14 protein-coding genes are annotated in these 18,284 nt (G+C 30.2%); 8 read left to right on the forward strand and 6 right to left on the reverse strand.

Annotated elements, in window-relative coordinates:
* Positions 1-146 precede the first annotated feature (146 nt).
* Positions 147-1,142, forward strand: coding sequence for a porphobilinogen synthase (gene hemB, locus B3M86_RS08960; protein WP_291075866.1), 996 nt, complete (start codon positions 147-149; stop codon positions 1,140-1,142).
* A gap of 55 nt (positions 1,143-1,197) precedes the next feature.
* Here the strand turns inward: hemB and B3M86_RS08965 are convergent, their stop codons facing one another.
* Positions 1,198-1,560, reverse strand: coding sequence for a hypothetical protein (locus tag B3M86_RS08965; RefSeq protein WP_291075868.1), 363 nt, complete (start codon positions 1,558-1,560; stop codon positions 1,198-1,200).
* A gap of 116 nt (positions 1,561-1,676) precedes the next feature.
* Here B3M86_RS08965 and ffh point away from each other — a divergent pair, with 116 nt between their 5' ends.
* Positions 1,677-3,038 (forward strand): signal recognition particle protein, encoded by a 1,362-nt coding sequence (gene ffh, locus B3M86_RS08970; protein WP_280035688.1) that lies wholly within the window; start codon positions 1,677-1,679, stop codon positions 3,036-3,038.
* Between the two features lie 388 nt (positions 3,039-3,426).
* Here ffh and B3M86_RS08975 read toward each other — a convergent pair whose 3' ends face one another.
* Positions 3,427-3,567 (reverse strand): hypothetical protein, encoded by a 141-nt coding sequence (locus B3M86_RS08975; protein WP_181816309.1) that lies wholly within the window; start codon positions 3,565-3,567, stop codon positions 3,427-3,429.
* A 275-nt stretch (positions 3,568-3,842) separates the two neighbouring features.
* Between B3M86_RS08975 and B3M86_RS08980 the strand changes: the two genes are divergently transcribed.
* The 4 genes from B3M86_RS08980 to B3M86_RS08995 are packed head-to-tail and all read left to right on the forward strand — an operon-like array spanning position 3,843 to position 10,554.
* On the forward strand, positions 3,843-6,542 hold the full coding sequence (locus tag B3M86_RS08980; protein ID WP_280061447.1) for a TonB-dependent receptor: 2,700 nt from the start codon (positions 3,843-3,845) through the stop codon (positions 6,540-6,542).
* Between the two features lie 27 nt (positions 6,543-6,569).
* Complete coding sequence (locus tag B3M86_RS08985) at positions 6,570-7,898, forward strand: DUF4876 domain-containing protein (RefSeq protein ID WP_115000542.1); 1,329 nt, start codon at positions 6,570-6,572, stop codon at positions 7,896-7,898.
* 12 nt (positions 7,899-7,910) lie between these two features.
* Positions 7,911-9,509, forward strand: coding sequence for a DUF6850 family outer membrane beta-barrel protein (locus B3M86_RS08990; RefSeq protein WP_115000543.1), 1,599 nt, complete (start codon positions 7,911-7,913; stop codon positions 9,507-9,509).
* Between the two features lies 1 nt (position 9,510).
* The gene (locus tag B3M86_RS08995) at positions 9,511-10,554 is read left to right on the forward strand and encodes a cytochrome-c peroxidase (RefSeq protein ID WP_291075871.1); all 1,044 of its coding nucleotides are present in this window, start codon (positions 9,511-9,513) and stop codon (positions 10,552-10,554) included.
* A gap of 166 nt (positions 10,555-10,720) precedes the next feature.
* On the opposite strand, the gene B3M86_RS09000 is transcribed toward B3M86_RS08995, so the two are convergent.
* The 4 genes from B3M86_RS09000 to B3M86_RS09015 all read right to left on the reverse strand — a co-directional run bounded on the left by B3M86_RS09000 (position 10,721) and on the right by B3M86_RS09015 (position 15,413).
* Positions 10,721-11,194 carry a TolC family protein gene (locus B3M86_RS09000; protein WP_286494825.1) on the reverse strand — a complete coding sequence of 158 codons (474 nt, stop codon included), beginning with the start codon at positions 11,192-11,194 and terminating at the stop codon, positions 10,721-10,723.
* The gene (locus B3M86_RS09005) at positions 11,191-13,338 is read right to left on the reverse strand and encodes an ABC transporter permease (protein ID WP_286494824.1); all 2,148 of its coding nucleotides are present in this window, start codon (positions 13,336-13,338) and stop codon (positions 11,191-11,193) included. Before B3M86_RS09005 ends, B3M86_RS09000 begins: the two co-directional genes overlap by 4 nt.
* Positions 13,339-13,343: 5 nt before the next feature.
* A complete protein-coding gene (locus B3M86_RS09010; protein WP_286494823.1) occupies positions 13,344-14,054 on the reverse strand; it encodes an ABC transporter ATP-binding protein in 711 nt (236 codons plus the stop codon).
* A gap of 117 nt (positions 14,055-14,171) precedes the next feature.
* A complete protein-coding gene (locus B3M86_RS09015) occupies positions 14,172-15,413 on the reverse strand; it encodes an efflux RND transporter periplasmic adaptor subunit (protein ID WP_291048238.1) in 1,242 nt (413 codons plus the stop codon).
* Between the two features lie 191 nt (positions 15,414-15,604).
* On the opposite strand from B3M86_RS09015, the gene B3M86_RS09020 reads away from it, so the two are divergent.
* Together B3M86_RS09020 and B3M86_RS09025 are read left to right on the forward strand one after the other, a co-directional pair.
* Positions 15,605-16,951, forward strand: a complete 1,347-nt coding sequence (locus B3M86_RS09020) for a sigma-54-dependent transcriptional regulator (RefSeq protein ID WP_291075882.1) — start codon at positions 15,605-15,607, stop codon at positions 16,949-16,951.
* Between the two features lie 65 nt (positions 16,952-17,016).
* Entirely contained in the window at positions 17,017-18,273 is a 1,257-nt protein-coding gene (locus tag B3M86_RS09025; protein WP_286494821.1) for a sensor histidine kinase, read from the forward strand.
* Positions 18,274-18,284: the final 11 nt, after the last annotated feature.

Here is an 18,284-nt window from a genome sequence, read left to right on the forward strand (position 1 = left end):
TAACAAGGGGAAGATTACAGAATGATAAATATTTTAATTGATTATTCAAATGATTGATTTTCTTTTAAAATCAATAAATATAATTGATATTATTCATTAGCCTTATTCAAATGAAATCGAGTAAATTTGTCTAAAATTTTAATAAAATGTTTTTATATAACAGACATAGACGACTACGCAAAAACGAATCAATTCGTAGTATGATTCGCGAAAATCATTTGTCACCAAACGATTTTATTTTACCAATTTTTATGGCTGAAGGAGAAGGTGTGAAGGAAGAAATCGCTGCAATTCCAGGTATTTACCGCCAATCTCTTGACAATACTGTAAAAGAAGTAAAAGAAATTTGGGATTTAGGTATAAAATCGGTTAACATATATTGTAAAGTTAGTGATAACTTAAAAGATAACACAGGTAAAGAGGCTTGGAATCCAAACGGATTGATGCAAAATACAATCAAAGCGATTAAAGATGCTGTTCCTGAAATGATTGTAATGCCTGATGTTGCCTTAGATCCATATTCAGTTTATGGTCACGATGGAATCATCAAAAATGGAGAAGTTATTAATGATGAAACAGTTGATGCTTTAGTAAAAATGACATTGTCTCATGCAGAAGCTGGGGCTGATTTTGTTGCGCCTTCTGATATGATGGATGGTCGAATAGGAGCAATGCGTGCTGCGTTGGAGGAAAATGGTTTTCATAATGTAGGAATTATGACGTATGCTGCGAAATATGCTTCATCTTTTTATGGACCTTTCCGTACAGCTTTAGATTCTGCACCGGTTGACTCTCAAGAAATTCCGAAAGACAAAAAAACCTATCAAATGGATTACCATAATTCACAAGAAGCGTTGCGCGAAGCAATTGCTGATGTAGAAGAAGGTGCAGATATTTTGATGGTAAAACCAGGTATGGCTTATTTGGATATTGTGAAATTAGTAAAAGATAATTTACAAGTTCCGGTTTCAGTATATCAAGTTTCAGGTGAATATGCGATGATTAAAGCTGCTGTAGAAAAAGGCTGGTTAGATAATGATAAAGTTATTTTAGAGTCTTTAACTTGTTTCAAAAGAGCAGGAGCAGACCTAATTTCAACTTACTTTGCAAAAGAAGCTGCAAGGTTATTGAATGATCAATAAATTAGTTCAAAATAGAAATAAAAAATCCACTTCAAATGAGTGGATTTTTTTTGTTTTATAGCGAATAATTAATCATTTTCGCTGTAAATTGTTGTTTTTCTAATGTAGATAGAAAATATTTTTGTTCAGCTTCCGCTTGTTCTTTTTTCTGATAATTCTTTTCGTAACCCGTTTGAATTTCTTTTAAAGAACCAATCGTTCCATTTTTTAATAAATAATTCTGAAACTTTGTATATCTATCTGCCAGTTTGCCATAGATATCTTTGTTATCGATGCTTGCTTCATAAACATCTGTTACATAAACCTCATTATCTTGTCCATAAGCGATGGAAAAAAAATAATAAGTTTGATTATTCTTTGTTTGACTGAAAACTATTCCAGTAACAAAGAATAAAAATAGTATTAAACCTTTTTTCATTCAACCAAAATTTGAGCACGCAAGTTAATCATTATAACCTAATTAAAACCCTTGTTGTGTGATTTTATATTATTCGGTATAATTTTTTTATATTTGTGTCCTAAAATTGACTCAAAATGTTTCAAAATCTTCAGGATAAATTAGATAAAGCATTACATACCTTAAAAGGAAAAGGACAAATTACAGAAATTAACGTTGCAGAAACCGTAAAAGAGGTGCGTAGAGCGCTTGTTGATGCCGACGTTAGTTATAAAGTTGCAAAAGATTTTACAAATACAGTAAAAGAAAAAGCTTTAGGTGAAAACGTAATTACATCGCTTAATCCTGGACAATTAATGGTAAAAATTGTTCATGATGAATTAGCAAAATTAATGGGAGGTGAGGTTACTGAACTGAAAGTAGACGATAATCCGACAATTATATTGATTGCTGGTTTACAAGGTTCTGGTAAAACAACTTTTTCTGGTAAATTAGCTAATTTCCTAAAAACTAAGAAAAACAAAAAAGTATTATTAGTTGCTGGTGATGTTTATCGTCCTGCAGCCATCAATCAGTTACAAGTTTTAGGAGAACAAATTGGTGTTGATGTTTATGCTGATTTAGAAAACAAAAATCCTGTAGAAATTGCTCAATCAGCAATTGCACAAGCAAAACAAAACGGAAATAATGTAATTATTGTCGATACAGCTGGTCGTTTAGCGATTGATGAGCAAATGATGGATGAAATTCGTCGCGTTCACCAAACAGTTAATCCAACCGAAACTTTATTTGTTGTAGACTCTATGACAGGACAAGATGCGGTGAATACTGCAAAAGCCTTCAATGAAGTGTTAAATTATAATGGAGTTGTTTTAACAAAATTAGACGGTGATACACGTGGTGGAGCTGCTTTAACGATTAGAACTGTTGTTGATAAGCCAATCAAATTTATTTCTACTGGTGAGAAAATGGAAGCTTTAGATGTTTTCTATCCAGAACGTATGGCGGATCGTATTTTGGGAATGGGTGACGTTGTTTCGTTAGTAGAGCGTGCTCAAGAGCAATTTGACGAAGAAGAAGCAAAACGTTTGCAAAAGAAAATTGCAAAAAATAGCTTCGATTTTGATGATTTCTTAAAACAAATTCAGCAAATCAAACGTATGGGTAATATGAAAGATTTGGTCGGAATGATTCCTGGTGCTGGAAAAGCATTAAAAGATGTAGATATTGATGACAATGCTTTTAAAGGTGTTGAAGCAATTATTCACTCAATGACAAAAAAAGAGCGTCAAAATCCAAATATTATCGATAATTCTCGTAAGAAAAGAATTGCAGCTGGTTCTGGAACATCTTTACAAGAAGTGAATCAATTATTGAAACAATTCTCTGAAATGGGAAAAATGATGAAATTTATGAATTCTTCAAATGGTAAAAAGATGATGGAAACAATGTATAAAAATATGCCTGCAGGTGGATTCCCAGGAATGCCAAAAATGTAATCACAATTATTTATATAGCTAAAAACCTCCAATAATTTGGAGGTTTTTTTTATAGATTTTATTTTTGTTTCGTAAACGTTAAGTTTGAACCATTTGAACCATCAACATAGGATTGGTTCAATTTGTTAATTATAAATTTAATGAAAAATATTTAAACGCAACATTAAATATAAGTTAGTGGTATAAGTTTATTCAATTTAACATAATAAAGATTATTAACATTAATATTTCATAGAAATAATAATGTTATAATATATATTATGTTAAGTAAGGATTTAAACAATCTCCTATTTAGATATTTTTATAGAATTTAGATATCCTATCGGAATATCCATATGTTCTAATTATTCTAGATTAAATAATCTAAAATTTGAATGTTCTTTGCTTATTATAATTTCATTGTACCGGTTACAATAAATATAGTTTTATTTGGAGCAACCTCAAAAACCCAAGAATTAACAATTTTTGAAACTTTACACTTTATATTTAATTCTTCATAAATTTCACGTTCAAGAGTTTCTTCTGGCAATTCATTTGGTTATAATCTTCCTCCAGATAATTCCCATTCATTTCGATTATTCTTTATCAATAAATATTTACCATTTATTCTGATTATCCCTTTTATAGATATACATTCTTCTTTCTCTAAAATCGATAAATTCAATCACTTTCTATTTAACATAATCTATGACCTAATAACATTGCTTCTTTTGATTAATATTTAATGTTTTATTAAAATATGATTTTTGTTCTATTGCTATTTAGATTAGTTTAAAATAAATTTGCAACACAATTTTCTTATTGATGAAAAAAGGTTTATTAGCGCTCTCACTATTGGGTACATTTAGTTTTGTAAATGCCCAACGAATTTTAACTGGTACTGTGACGGATGAAAATGGTCAAAAATTATCTAATGTTCAGGTTCAGGATCCTCAAACCAAACGATGGACACAAACAAATTCGGACGGTTTTTTTACAATAGAATTAACGAACGAGAATACTAATTTGTCTTTTTCTCAAAAAGGAAAAGAAACACAAGAAATTGTTGTAGACTCTTCAGAAAATAATGTTTCGATTGTCTTATACAATCAAACTTTACGTTTGGAACAAGTTGATATTTTCCCGAAAAAGAAAAAGGAATATTCAGAAATTACGCTTGGTAAAGAAGCAATAGAAAATGTGCAAGCGTTTTCGTTAAACGAAGTTTTGCAACAATTACCAGGACAAGTTACAATGGATTTTAACAACAACGAATTCAAAAATGTTGTTTTTAGAACTGCGATTTCTTCAAATAATTTGGGATTATCAGGAAGTTTGTCAAGTAATACAAATAGTGATCGCAAAGATTATTTTCAGAATAAAGCGTTTGGGACGTCGATTGTAGTCAATGATATTCCAATTTCAAACAATGAAAATATGCAAGCGTTTACCTCTTTAAATGGTGGTGGTTTCAATGATTTTAATAACCCTAGTTATGGTGTCGATTTGCGTCAAATTACAACGGCTAATATCGATGAAGTAAAAATTATTCAAGGAATTGCTCCTGCAAAATATGGTGATTTAACTTCAGGACTAATCATTATCAATTCTAAAGTTGGTTCAACTCCCCTACGCGCTTCTATTTCGATGTTAGATGCGACAACAGAATATAATATATCAAAAGGTTTCAAGCTTAATGATAGAAATTTCTTGAGTTTGTCGGGGAATTATTTGGCTTCTAATGAAGATGTTCGCGATAATTTGAAATCCTATAATCGTATTACAACAAATGCTGCGTGGAAATCATCGAACAAAATCAATACATTGGTTAATACTTTAGAAGGAAGTTTTGCAATCAATAATGATAAAATAAAATATGATCCAGATGATATTTCGGATCCTAAAATAAAGAATGATAAGTTCACGATTCGATTATCTAATAATCTGAAATGGAACTTGAAAAAAGATTGGATTGATGCTTTAAATGTTGACGCAAACATCAATTATGAGAAGCAAAATTCGAAAGAAGAACGTTGGAATAATGTCGCAACTGCTGCGGTCACAACTTCTACGGAAAATGGAATTTCGGATGCGATATTTTTACCAAATCAATATACATTTGTCAAAAATGTAGAAGGAATTCCGATGTCTACTTTCTTAAATATAGAAGGTGTAAAAAATTACGAATCTAAAAACAATTGGAACCATACTTTTTCTGTTGGTTTATCTTCTCGATCAAGCTCTAACAAAGGTCGCGGAACATATACGGACGAAAATACAACGCCTAATTATTATACATTAAGTGGAGCAAAAGGTGGTTTGGGTTATCGTGATTATAATTTCAAAAACACCAAAACGCAATGGCAATTGTCTGTTTATGCAGAAGATAGAATTGTGAAATTTGGCGAAAATGATAATGTTTTCAAGTTAGATTTAGGTTTTAGATTCGATAATCAATATGGAAATAACACATTTCAACCGCGTATAAATACATCTTACGCGTTCAATAAAGTGTTTAGAATTCGTGGTGGATACGGAATTGCTTCTAAAGCACCTTCGTTGAATCAACTATTTACGGGAGATCGAATTTACGATCGTTTGTTGGGAGACGGAATTTATTATGTCAATAATAAGCAATATGGCTGGATTGAAACGTTTCTTTTGGAAGGAAATAATTTAAATTTGAAACCAAGTAGATCTTACAATTCAGAAATAGGTTTTGATGTTAATTTGCCTTTCGGATCATTAAATGTAACAGGATATTATAATCAATTGAAAGATGGTATTTCAAAAGTTTATCATGCAACAACTTTAGAAGGTTCTACAATTAGTGTGGACACGTCTACTTCTACTCCAACCTATTCTGTAACTGGAAAAGAAGCTTATCAAATTATTTATAATACTTTAGAAAATAACTTAGAATCGACGGATAAAGGTATCGAAATGTTTATAAATTTTAACCGAATCAAATCTCTAAATTTAGATATTTCGGTGAATGGTTCGTACACAAAAACAACAAATAATAAGCCTGTTTATGAATATGAAGCTTCTACAAATGTTTTAGCAAAAGAAAAATATGCTGTCTATTATAATCCAAAATCGAATGATGAAGCTTTAATGTTTGGAACAAATTTTAATTATCATTTGAAAAAAGTTGGATTGATTTTATCTCTTCGTACAGAACATATTTTTATTCAAAATCATGATAAATACAACAATAGAAATCCAATAGGATATTTGGATGAAAATTCTGTTTATCATGCAATTCCTGTCGAAGATCAAGGAAATACAGATTTGTACGGACATTTGATTAAAGCGCCACAAAAAACATTAGCAGAATTACAAAATTCATTGCATAATTTCCATTTACGCATTTCGAAAGATTTCTTGAATGGATTCAAAGTATCTGTTTATACAACAAATGTTTTTGGTTTAAAACCTACTTATATCAACGATTCTGGAGAAAGAAGAGTCTCTAATATTGCAAAATTTTCATTGGGAGGTAAAATTGAATACACTTTCTAATTCTAAACAATTTCAAAAAAGATTATTATGTTAAAAAAATATATACTTCTCACTCCTATTTTAGCAAGTTTATTATTTAATTCTTGTTCTGATGATGATTTTGGAAATTCAGCGGTTCAACCCGTTACATTTACAACAAAGGTTACTTTTGATAGCGATTTTGATGCTTCAAAATTACCTGTAAATGCGAAAACAATTCTTAAAAATACGCAAACAGGAATGATATATGAAGCGGTTACTAACAGTAATGGTGAAGCGGTTTTTCCTCAACTAATTCCAGGAACATATTCAGCGAATGTTAGTTTTTCATTGACTCCAGCAGAGTTTGAAACTTTATTTGGATATGATGCAGGAACGGAAGATAATATTGAGTTTAATGGATCTGCGCAAAATGTGAGTGTAAATTCTTCAAATATTTCAATTGCTATAGAGTTGAATTCGGCTAAAATAATTGGTGGTTTAATTTTAAAACAAATCTATTACGGAGGTTCTGATATCAAAGAAGGCGCTTTGTTTAGAGATCAATTTATTGAGATTTACAACAATTCGAATGAAGTAATTTATGCAGATGGTTTAATTTTTGGGCAATTATTTGGTGCTAATACAGTCGAATCTCAATCATATTCTCAAGCAAATGGACAATTAGATTGGTCCAAAGGTGAAGGAAATACAAAAGGTGCTGAAGCGAATACGGGTTATGTGTATGTTGCGAATGCGGTTCGTATTCCAGGAAATGGAACGACTTATCCAGTTCAACCAGGTCAAAGTATTACAATTGCGCAAACGGCGATAAATCATAAAGGAAATTATACCGATGCAAATGGTAAAGTGATCGAAATTCTGAAACCAGAGTTAACGGTCGACTTATCAAATGCCGATTTTGAGGTAAATATGACGAGTTATTTAGGTTCTCAATATTCGTATGATATTCAAAATCCTGCTGTTCCAGATTTAGATATTGTGTGGTGGGCAAATGGAAATAAAGATTTATTGTTAGACAATTTAGGTCGTCAAGCTTATATTCTTTTTAGAGCTGATGAAAATGATATAAATGGTTTTGGTAAGGTGAGAAATCCATCAAATAAAACAACATATCAATATTTACAATTGCCGAATGATTTTATTTTAGATGCTGTAGAAACAACACAAGATATGGGAACTAAATTGGTTCCGAAAAAATTACAGAACAAACAAGATGCTGGTTATGCTTATTTAACAGCGGGTTCTTATACATCAACATCTATTATTCGTAAAACTCAAAAAACAATTAATGGTCGTATAATTTTGAAGGATACAAACAATTCCACAAACGATTTTGTAAACATCAAAGCTGAACCAAAGATTTTTGCGCAATAGAAATTAAAAAACATGAAATCAATTGATTTAACAACATACGATAACAAATTATTGAAAATTGTTTCTTTTGCGTGTTTACTTTTCGGAAGTACATCATTTGCACAAGAAAATGATTCGATAAAAGTAACTTCTAACGAAGCTGAACAAGTTGTAAAAGATTTGAATTGGCAATTACCCGTTGCAACACATTCTTTACCGATTAAAGATTATACACATACAGGGATTTATTTGAGTCATCAAAACAATCAATTTGCGCGTAAACAAACAGCCGAAGAAACAAATCGTTATGGTTTTTTGAGCGAAGGTTTGTACACAACTGAAAATGGTTTTAGAATTTTCGGAATGATAGATTTGCAGAAATTCAATGAAAAAAATCTATCATGGAATCTTTCTGATGAACGTACTGATGAGCAACAAGTGCTTTCTCCGCAATATTTCTACGTTCCGCGTGCAGCAGATTGGGATAATCAGCAATATTTGATTCGTGGTGGAGTTTCGAAAAATTTTGGAAACTTAACATTAGCTGCTAAAGCCGAATTGAATGTCAATAAAATGGCGCGTAAATTAGATCCTCGTCCAGAAATCAAAAACAATAAATTAGTTGGAGAAATTCAAGTTGGTTATGAAATTTTTGATGGACATCAAATTTTTGTATTAGGTGCATATGGTCGAAAAGACAAGGATTATAGCTTAAAGTATAAAGGAAGAAATCAAGATGTAGAAGAAAATTCAAGTACCTATTTGCGTTACATGGCAGGTTATGGTCGCGAAATTAATAATCCATTGAGAAATAAAATAGATAACGAAAAAACAATTTACGAATATTTTACACGAAATATCATTTCTAAAATCGGTGGTGGATATCAATTTAGTTCAGACAATACAAAGTTGATTTTAGGTTACAATTACCAAGAAAATCAACAGCGAATGTATGATAGCAAAACCAAAGAAGATAAGTTCTTTATCTATGTTTGGGATATCAACGAGCATTTTGCTTATGCGAATTTTATGACAAAATTTGATAACAATACAATCAATGCGCGTTTAGATTTTTCGAGAAAAGATGGCGAAAATTACGATGTTTCTATCGGTGGAATGAATTATCAAAATCGTTTACAAAATCTAAATTTAGATGTTAATTTAGCGAATCGTGATCTTACAAAAATGAATTATTTTCTTGGATTCAAAACAAGCTATAATCAGAACAAATATTACGATGCTTTAGCGATATATGACATGAAAATTAAATCGTTGGATGTTGGTATTTATGGAAATAAAGATTTGATGTTGAATAATAATTCGAAATTAAATGTCGGTTTAGCTTTTAATTATTATGCATTGTTAGATTCTTATTTTGATTATACAAAAATGACTGGAGTAAACGAAGATACTTTTTACAACAATGTTGCGGCTTATGATTATGCGTACAATACAACCAATCATTTTGATGCTTCAACGTCTATTCGTTACATTTTACCTGTAAAAAACAATAAAACAATCGAGTTGTATACGCAGTTAAAAGGTATATTTGCAACAAATAAGAGCAATTTTACCGAAATCAATACAGATAATACGTATTTAATGAATTTCGGAATTCAATTAAATTATTAGAATGAAGATGAAAAAAATGCTTCCAATCGTTGCATTTGGTGCGACTACTCTATTTTATGCGTTTAATAGTAACAAAATAATCGATCAAGGTTATACAGTTACCGAATTACGTGCATTGTATAGTAGCGGAGATCAGTCAAAATGGCCTAAACCAATTGTGGACGAAAGTGTTTTGAAAGATGGTTTTGAAGATATTGGTACATTAGGCGAAGTTCCTTTTCCTAAAGATAATCCGTATTCTAAAGAGAAAGCTGAGTTAGGAAAATCCTTATTTTTTGATCCTCGTTTATCAAATTCCAATCAAATTTCTTGTGCAAATTGCCACGATCCTGAGTTGAATTGGGTCGATGGTCGTCGTGTTCCTTATGGTGAAGATCGACAGTTGGGAGCGCGTAATTCGCCGAGTTTGATGAATGTTGCTTACTCAAAAGTAATGTTTTGGGATGGTCGTGCAAAAACATTGGAAGAACAAGCAGAATTTCCGATTCGTGATAAAAAAGAAATGAATCATCACATTGATTTTGCAACAAAACGAATTGCTGAAATTAATGGTTACAAAGAATTATTTAAAGCCGCTTTTGGTGACGAAAAAGTAACGAATGACCGTATTACAAAAGCAATTGCAACTTTTGAACGTACAATTTTATCTCCGAAAAATAGATTTGATAAATTTATTGCAGGAAAATCGGATGAATTAACTGATCAAGAAATTGAAGGTTTACATCTTTTCCGCACAAAAGCGCGTTGCATCAATTGTCACAATACAGCGTATTTTTCGGATAATAAATTTCATAATATTGGTTTGACATATTATGGTCGAGAATACGAAGATTTAGGTTTATACAATACAACTAAATTGGCTAAAAATGTTGGCGAATTCAAAACACCTTCATTGCGAGAAGTTCCTCAAAATGCACCTTATATGCACAACGGACTTTTTCCTACGATTCGTGGTGTAATCAATATGTACAATGCAGGAATGTTCCATTTTCAACCAAATGAGAAACAGAAAATGATTCATTATTTCCGAAAACAACAGAGTTAGTTCAGAAATTGAATTTAACTGCTTCGGAAATGGATGCATTAGAAGCTTTTTTGATGAGTTTGAAACAGAATCAATACAAAATGCGTCCACCGCAATTACCGAATAAATAACAAATTATAAATAAAAAACGACTCAATAATTGAGTCGTTTTTTATTTTGTATAGTTTTAATTTTCAACTAAAATTTTTAATTGATTTTGAATAAATACTTGACTCAAATTATTATTGAGTTCATTATATTTTGATTTTAACACTTGATTTTTAGACGATTTGTAAACAGAAGCATCAACTTTATCAAACTTATATTTTGTTTCTGTGGTTTCAAAAGATTGTTCAGAAGTTTTTACAATTTCAATTAAAGAATTGGTCAAATCTTTCAATAAATTTAATTTTTTTATTTCAAGATTAACGAGATCATTTAATCGTTTTTCCTCTTTATCTTTTTGCACTTCATTTAATTGTAATTCAATTTTTTTCAATTCTCGTTGTTGCGCTGTATTTCCTCTCGAATAAATTGGAATAGAAAGATTCAATCCAATATATTGACTTTTGTTGTCTTTTAATTGATTTCCAAACTGAAAATTAGTATCCGCCAAACTCTTAATTTTCTGCGCATAAAAAGTTCCGTAAGAATAATTCAAGAAATTTCTTTGTATTTACGTTCGATTGTGTAAGATGAAAGCGCAAACAATCCAAATAATGCGATTGTAATCACAATAACATTTAGAATTTTGAACATTTTCTCTTGTTTTGTGTAATTCTCATACGAACGAGCAAATTGCTTATCAACAAATTCATATTCAAATGGATAATCTTGATTAACTTTAGCTTTCCAAAACGTTTCAATGTTATCGATGGTTTCTTTTGTATCTTCTGTGTCTATTTTAATCAGTATATTTTGAAGATTGGAAGGCATCCACTTTACAACTTTAAAATGAAAAAACATCATTGGTCTAATCTTAGCCTGTGGCTCTCCCAAATTAAAATCTTTTATTACTCCAACCAGTTTTAATTTTTGATTATTCCAATCGAACTCGTCATTTAACTTTAATGTTTCTCCAAAATGTTTTTTTGCGGTTTCATTAATAAGAACACTGGAAATTGTATCAGATGAGATTTTAGGATCTAAATCTCGTCCTTCTTTTACTTCAATTTTCATCATGTTTAGAAAGCCAAAGTCAATCGCCATATTATCTGTTACCAATTGTTTATCTTTTACTCTAAAACTTGTGTTGGATATTGCTCCACCGGAACCAAACTTAAATGCCGTTGCATTAATGCTTTGTACGCCTTTAATTTTTGCTAAATCTTGCTGGAAACTTTCGTAAAAATTGAACTTATTTTCTCCTAAATCCTGTCTTTTAAACGGAATACTAATCACTTGATCTCCTGAAAATCCCAAATCTTTTTTTGCAATATGATTCATTTGTTGAATAACAAGAGTTCCAGCTACAATAAAGAATGTAGCAATAGAAAATTGTAAAATCAACATTCCATTTCGTAACCAAATTCCATTCTTGCTTCTTGAAAAATTCCCTTTTAGAACGTTAAGCTCTTTAAAATTTGACACATAAATGGCAGGAAAAATTCCGGCAATAATCACAACTACAATGAAAATCGCTACAAGATATGGGATAAACGGGATAATTTCTATTTCCAGGTTTTTGTCAATCAGCTGATTATAACTGGGTAAACCTACTTCAACCAAAGCCAAAGCAACCACAAATGCCAAAACAGTTGTAATGGTTGTTTCTACAATAAATTGGACAACAATATTTCGTTTGGTTGCTCCAACCACTTTTCTGATTCCTACTTCTTTTGCTCTTCTAATTGCTTGTGCAGTGGAAAGGTTAATATAATTGATGATGGATAAAATTAAAATCAGATAAGATAATCCCAGGTTAATCTGTAAAAACAGTTTGTTTCCCATTCCTTCCGGAAGTCTTGAAACTTTGGCATTTAATCTCGAATCTTTTAAAGGCTGTAATTGTACTTTAACAGGTTCGTATATCTTTGAAAATTCTTCTACTGAAACTCCTTCTCGTTGCGCATTTTTAACTGTATTATTCTCATAAAATAATTGTGTAGCCAGTTTCTCTACTTCTAGTTTGTCTGCAGGATTTTTAAGCTTTATAAATAGTCCTGTGCCATAATTTCCCCAGTTATCCTTAATATCCTCTAAACGTGAATAAATATTAGAAATAACCATTTTAGGTTGAAAGCTTGTGTATTTTTCTGCTTTAAAAACACCATAAATCGGCATCTTTATTCCATCATATGTTGTCAAGATTTTCCCTACAGGGTTTTCTTTACCAAAGATTTTGATTGCTTCACTCTCTTCTATTGCAACACCATATCTGTTTTTGCGAAAATCATCTACACTTCCTTTTATAAACTTGAATGGAATAAAATCAAAAAAATTCTGATCTGTACTAGTAATTCCAGTAACATAAACTTTTTTATTATTGACGTAATAAGTTTCTTGCCCATACCAACCTTCAAACCAACAATAACTTTCTATCTTATCTGATTTTTCTTTTAAGTAACGAGGCAAAGGTTCAACACTTGTAGGCCAAGTTTCTCCACCTCTCTGAAATACAGTTAATGTTTCAAATACGCGACCAATATTCGGATTCCATTGATTGTAACTCGTTTCATCTTTCCAATATAAAGTCGAAAAAATAACACCAGCAATTCCGATAGCTAAACCAAGAATTGTAAGAAATGTAAACCCTTTATTCTTGATCGTATTTCTTAAGTATATTTTAAGCCAATTTTTTAGCATTGAATTTAAATTTTAGTTTTCTCAAAAACATTTACATTTTTCTGATTCATTTTTTCAGAAAGAATTTCACCATCTTTCATGGTAATAATTTTATCAGAGTAAGCCGCATCATGAGCCGAATGTGTCACCATCAAAATTGTAGATCCTTGCGCATGCAAATCGGTCAAAAGCTCCATGACTTCATTTCCATTAATACTATCCAAATTTCCTGTTGGTTCATCAGCCAAAATTATTTTAGGATTAATCACTAAAGCTCTTGCTACTGCAACACGTTGTTGCTGACCACCAGAAAGTTGCTGTGGATAATGTTGCAAACGATGGACAATGTTTAATTTTTCGGCAATTTCTTGCACTCGTTTTTTTCGTTCCGAGTTCGAAACTTTAGAATAAATCAAAGGTAATTCGATATTATCATAAACTGATAATTCATCAATTAAGTTGAAATTTTGGAAGATAAATCCTATGTTTTCTTTTCTAACTTGAGAGCGTTTCGATTCGTTTGCATTAGACATTTCAAGGTTATTCAAGGTATAACTTCCTCCATTGAAAGAATCCAATAATCCAATAATATTCAATAAAGTTGATTTTCCACAACCTGAAGGGCCCATAATGGAAATAAATTCTCCAGAATTGATTATTAAATTAATCTCATTCAACGCTTTTGTTTGAATATCTTCTGTGATAAATATTTTTGATAAGTTTTCTATTTTAATCATGATGTTATTTTTTTAATTTATTTTTTGTCATTCCGAACATAGCTTTTAGCGAAATGAGGAATCTGTATTTTATAGATTTCTCGATAAGCTCGAAATGACAGCTAAAATTGTGTGTTATTATTTTTTTATCGTTAATTCTTGTACTTCTTTATAATCTTCGTAATTCGAAATAATTACTTTTTCATTTACTTTTAATCCTGAGGATATCTCATAAACACTCGGATTTTCTCTTCCTAATTCAATTTTTCTTCGTGTTGCTTTATCATTATTAACAACAAAAATCCACTTCCCTTGTGTGGTTGTATAAAAGGAACCTTTCTGAATCACTAATTTCTTCTCTTTCTCGGATAAAATCAATTTTACTCCTACGGATAAACCTTCTTGTAAATTTTCAGGAATTTTATCAATAAATTCTAATTCTGTTTTAAATTTTCCATTTTTTATTTCTGGAGAAATCTTAGTCACTTTCACTTTTATGATTTTTCCTTTAATTTCGATTTGTCCATATTGATTTTCTTGAATTCTATCCAAATAATATTCATCTACCATTGCAACTAATTTATAACCGCTTAGAATATCCACTTTTCCTATGCTTTTTCCTGCTTCTATTGATTGTCCTAATGTCGCTTCAAAAGAACTTAAACGACCAGTTTCAGGTGCTAAAACCAAGAAATTTTGTTTGTTTTTCCGAAGCGTTACTAGACTTTTTTGCATGATAGCTAAAGCTTCATTAATTTGCTTTAATTGAATCGAATTTGATTCACGTTCCTTTACCAAACTTTTTTGAATAATTGCTTTTCGTTCTTGCTGATAGCGCATTTTTTCCTTCGTATTCTCCCACTCATTTTTTGCTAACACTTCTCGATCATATAACTTTTGATTTAGTTCATAATCTAATTTTGATTGATTAAAATCGTGTTCAATTCCTACAAAATCCTTTGATAGATCTAATTCTTGATTCCGAATAGATAGTTTTGCAACATTTAATTGATTCATTTGTTCAATAATTGCCGTTTCTTGCGTCAAAAAATTAAGTTCCGTATTCGGATTATATAATCGTGCAATTGGTAATCCTTTTGTCACCTTCTCACCATTTTCTACAAATATTTCTTGAACAGAACCACCTTCTATCACATTGATAAAGATTGAATTAATTGGTTCTATTTGTGCCTGAAAAACAACAAAATCTTCAAAATAATCTTCAGAAACGTCTTTTATCATCAATTCATTTGCACTTACAGTTAAAGTTCGCGGTCGATTCATCAAATAAAAACTCGAACCGCCTAAAATTATGGTCGTTACAGCAATTATTCCGAGGCGTTTATATTTTTTATTTTTTTGATTGATTTTCGTATCCATTATTTATTAAATTTACCAAACAACCGTTTATTTATGGTTATTTTACTAATTATCAATACGTAATAAATATGCCCAAAATTTATAATTTCTTAAAGCATTGAAATCAATTCTTTTAAAAAATTATATAAAAAATAGACTGTCCGAAAACGAACACTTATTTGTTCAGAAACGGACACATGACAAAACTGAATATGAAGAAAACTTTAGCCACTATACCGATTTTAGACGATCAAGAAGAAATATTAATTGCAAGTCGACTACTTTTGAAACGCCAATTCGAAACAATTATCACTTGTTCTGATCCTAAAAAGATTCCTCAAATCTTGGTAGAAAATGAAATTGATGTTGTTTTAATGGACATGAATTTTAGAACAGGTTATGAAGATGGAAAAGAAGGAATTTTTTGGCTGAAAGAAATTCAACATGCGCAACCAAAAACGAGAGTAATTTTAATGACTTCCTATGGAAGTGTAGAAACTGCGGTTGAAGGTTTAAAACTTGGTGCGATTGATTATATTTTAAAACCATGGGATAATGATAAATTAGTTAATCTTATAAAAGAAGCGATAAAACAACTTAGAAAATCGAGGAAAATAAAAGAAGCGAAAGAAAATAAGTTGTTTTACGGAAATTCTCCGAGTATCGAAAAAGTATATAAAATCACCAATAAAATTGCAAAAACCGATGCAACAATCTTGATTTTAGGCGAAAATGGTACAGGAAAATCAGTTTTGGCAAAATCAATTCATGAAAATTCTTCTCGAAATACAGAAAAATTTGTTCATGTTGATTTAGGTTCTTTAAACGAAAATCTATTTGAAAGTGAATTATTTGGATATAAAAAAGGTGCGTTTACCGATGCAAAAGAAGATACAATTGGTCGATTTGAAGCAGCAAATAATGGAACAATTTTTTTAGATGAAATTGGGAATTTACCAAATCATTTACAAGCAAAACTTTTGCAAGTAATTCAGAATAAAGAAATTATTCGTTTAGGAGAAAGTTTACCAAGAAAAATTGATGTTCGGATTATTGTTGCTACGAATGCGAATCTTGAAAATGCAGTAAAAGAAGGTCGTTTTAGGGAAGATTTATATTATCGAATCAATACAATTTCAGTTACAATGCCAAGTCTTAGCGAACGAAAAGAAGATATTAAACCTTTGATTGATTATTTTTTAGAACTTTATGTTGATAAATATGAAGTAGAAAAACCTATTATCCATGAACAAATTTTACATCAATTAGAAAACTACGATTGGAACGGAAACATTCGAGAATTGCAAAACAGAATCGAACGTGCAATTATTTTGGCTGAAGAAAATGAAATTACGATTGAAAATATAGGTTTCACAACATTTATTCCTCAAAAAATAACAGATAATTCAAATAATTTGAACGAAATAGAGCGAAATAAAATTGTAGAACGTTTACATTTTTTTGAAGGAAATATTAGTAAAACAGCCGAAAATTTAGGTGTTTCTCGTGCTGCTTTATATCGAAAATTAGAAAAATATAACATTACGAATTATAAATAATGAAACGCAATTCTCTTATTTTTCAGTTAGTACTCAGAATACTTTTTTTAGCATTTCTTTTGTTTATGTTGGCTTTTATTGGAATCAAAAATTATTGGTTTTCATTTACATTTGTATGTATTATTACAATTGTTTCGATTACGGAAATAATTCATTTTTCTAAAAATTATCTTTCTAAAAATCAGAAAATTATAGATGCTTTATTGTACAATGACTTTAGCTTAAATATTAATCAAAATCAATATAAAAAAGACAATTCTGTATTAAAATTATATCATAAAATTAGAGAAGAACATGTTTTAAATTCGTCTAAAGAAATCATTTATCATCAATTATTGAATGCAGTTCCGTTTGGCTTTTTGATTCTTAAAAAAGAAGAAAATGATCGAAAAATTATATTTATCAATCATCATTTTCAAAAGATATTTAGCGTTCCAAAATCAAGTTCGTGGAATTATCTAAAAAAATTGATTCCACAGTTTTGTGAAACTTTAGAAAATAAAGAATTTGATGATTTTAAAAGTACAATTGACATACAAATTAATGATGAAGAGCGACAAACTTATCTGATTCAGAACACAAAAACGTTGATTGCTCATGATGAATATGCGATTATTTTTATTGATTCGATTCAGCGCGTGATTGATTCCACTGAAAAAGAGGCTTGGATGAATATTATGAAAGTTATTGCGCATGAAATCATCAATTCTTTGACGCCTATTTATTCATTAGCAAATACCACAAAAACTTATTTTGAAGCGAATCATTTAGACAAAAATGATTATGATGATATTCGTTTGAGTTTGGATACAATTATGAATAGAAGTCAGCATTTACAGACGTTTGTAGAGCAATATCGTAAATTGACCATGTTACCAAACCCTGTTAAATCGTTACAAAATTTGTATGAAATTGTCCAAGGAATTGAACAATCTTTTTCGGCTGAATTTCATCAAAAAAATATTGTTTTTCAGAATTTAATTCCACAAAATATTGAAGTTGAAATTGATCGTATCTTATTTGAACAAGTTTTGATTAACTTAATCAAAAATGCGATTTATTCATTAGAAAATGTAGAAACTAAATCTATTGAAATTTCATCGAAACAAACTGATAATCGATTGCAAATTATTATTCAAGATTCTGGACAATTGATTGATGAAGAAATCATTTCCAAAATATTTTTACCTTTTTATACAACTCGAAAAGATGGTGCAGGAATTGGCTTAACACTTTCCAAAAACATTATAGAAGCGCACAAAGGTTATTTGTATTATCAACAAAATGATGGCGTGAAACGTTTTAATATCATCTTAAAGTAATTAGTAAAAAG

It is taken from the genome of Empedobacter sp. UBA6305, from assembly GCF_002440405.1.
Lineage (GTDB): Bacteria > Bacteroidota > Bacteroidia > Flavobacteriales > Weeksellaceae > Empedobacter > Empedobacter falsenii_B.

Coding starts and splice junctions, on each gene's coding strand:
- hemB (WP_291075866.1), top strand. CDS start 147: ATGTTTTTATATAACAGACATAGACGACTACGCAAAAACGAATCAATT.
- B3M86_RS08965 (WP_291075868.1), bottom strand. CDS start 1,560: ATGAAAAAAGGTTTAATACTATTTTTATTCTTTGTTACTGGAATAGTT.
- ffh (WP_280035688.1), top strand. CDS start 1,677: ATGTTTCAAAATCTTCAGGATAAATTAGATAAAGCATTACATACCTTA.
- B3M86_RS08980 (WP_280061447.1), top strand. CDS start 3,843: ATGAAAAAAGGTTTATTAGCGCTCTCACTATTGGGTACATTTAGTTTT.
- B3M86_RS08985 (WP_115000542.1), top strand. CDS start 6,570: ATGTTAAAAAAATATATACTTCTCACTCCTATTTTAGCAAGTTTATTA.
- B3M86_RS08990 (WP_115000543.1), top strand. CDS start 7,911: ATGAAATCAATTGATTTAACAACATACGATAACAAATTATTGAAAATT.
- B3M86_RS08995 (WP_291075871.1), top strand. CDS start 9,511: ATGAAGATGAAAAAAATGCTTCCAATCGTTGCATTTGGTGCGACTACT.
- B3M86_RS09005 (WP_286494824.1), bottom strand. CDS start 13,338: ATGCTAAAAAATTGGCTTAAAATATACTTAAGAAATACGATCAAGAAT.
- B3M86_RS09010 (WP_286494823.1), bottom strand. CDS start 14,054: ATGATTAAAATAGAAAACTTATCAAAAATATTTATCACAGAAGATATT.
- B3M86_RS09015 (WP_291048238.1), bottom strand. CDS start 15,413: ATGGATACGAAAATCAATCAAAAAAATAAAAAATATAAACGCCTCGGA.
- B3M86_RS09020 (WP_291075882.1), top strand. CDS start 15,605: ATGAAGAAAACTTTAGCCACTATACCGATTTTAGACGATCAAGAAGAA.
- B3M86_RS09025 (WP_286494821.1), top strand. CDS start 17,017: ATGTTGGCTTTTATTGGAATCAAAAATTATTGGTTTTCATTTACATTT.